The organism is Tepidiphilus thermophilus (assembly GCF_001418245.1).
Taxonomy (GTDB): domain Bacteria; phylum Pseudomonadota; class Gammaproteobacteria; order Burkholderiales; family Rhodocyclaceae; genus Tepidiphilus; species Tepidiphilus succinatimandens.
Window position 1 is genome coordinate 1 of the sequence record NZ_LIPU01000034.1, and the last position, 1400, is coordinate 1400.

Annotated in this window: 1 pseudogene; it reads right to left on the reverse strand. The window is 55.9% G+C overall.

The window, feature by feature from the left end:
- Positions 1–160: 160 nt before the first annotated feature.
- Positions 161–1400, reverse strand: a pseudogene (locus tag ASC37_RS11170) (hypothetical protein); the annotation flags it as partial.

The window sequence follows — 1400 nt, forward strand, 5'->3', positions numbered from 1 at the left end:
CTTGAAGGACTGTCCGTATCTGGCCACTTCGTTCTTCCTTTGTCGCCCTCTGGTTTCAGGATCTATCGAGACGACAACTATTCTGACACAGAGGGTTTCGAACGGGGTCCCGATTTTCAGCAGGGCTGATATCGGGGGGGGATTCAGGCTCATGTCAGGATTAGATGATGCTATCGTGCATCGGGCTACGGCTCAGCGAACGCTTGACTGTGCGTTTGAAATTGTACGGAACCGCTGAACTGACCCAGCGCAGCGTCGGATGTGTATTCAACCACCACAAACCGCGCAGCGCAGCACGGCGCCAGCCAGTCTTGTTCAATGGTCCGCTGACAATCTGTGACTCGTCGAATCCGAATGACAGTTTGCCGCATCGAGGCGGCTTGAGCGCACTTTCCAGCAGGGGCAGGTAATCGCGGTCGTAGAATCCTGGCTGCGATTTATCGTCAGGGAAAACTGGCGCGCAAACGGCGGTACCGGATTCAAGTGCGCCGATGAAATCACCGATGCGACGATAGAGTTCGGACACCGGTTCCATGTGATCGAACAGCGTGGCGCAGGCGCGACCCGATAGGCGCTCAGGAAAGGCGCCCAGGTTTGGCGCAATGATCGGCAAGCCCGATGCCAGTGCATGGCTCAGCGTATAGCTATAGGTTTCCGGCCACTGGGCGGGGAACAAGATGAGGTCAACCTCATGCTGTTCGATTAGTGCCATTAAATTCTCGACCTTGTAGGGGCCCGTGGTTTCTACTGCGCTCAATTGCCGGTAGGAGTAGCCGATCAACTTGAAGGAAAAGCGCGCGCGCTCGCTGAGTGCCATTGTTGCCAACTTCTCGAGGACGTCCGCTCCCTTTTCACGACCAAGTGCACCCAGTACACCAACCACATAGTGTTGCTTAACGACCAGTGGGCGCGGCGCTTGCCGCACGTCCAGGTACGGCTCTACATGCGGTGCCACGACTTCATGCTTGAACCGGTACATTTCGCCGAACAGGGCTCTGGTGGCATTGCTAGGGAAGATCACGCAGTCCGCCTGCTCGATCAGCGGCCGCAGTTTTTCACGCCACTGCGCTGCCGTGACGCCTGTCGGCAGCGGATACAGCGGATTTTGCAGATCATCCACGTATTGCCCTGGAAAACGGCCGTCAACATCAGTCAGCGTTGGATTCGCGTTGAGCCAAAAGTAATCGTGTGCTGTCAACAGCGTTATCGCGTGCAGCTCGCGGGACAGGTTTTGCAGCACTGGATCGAGGTTATAGGTATGGTGGTAATGCACCGCACAGATACCCACCTGCTCCAGTAAATTGCGCAGCCTGGCATAATCGTCAGGCATCTTGAACAGCAGCTTGTCGGTCAGCTTGCAGGTTGTGTACCATCCTTTCTGTAAATTCCGTTTAGCGCCT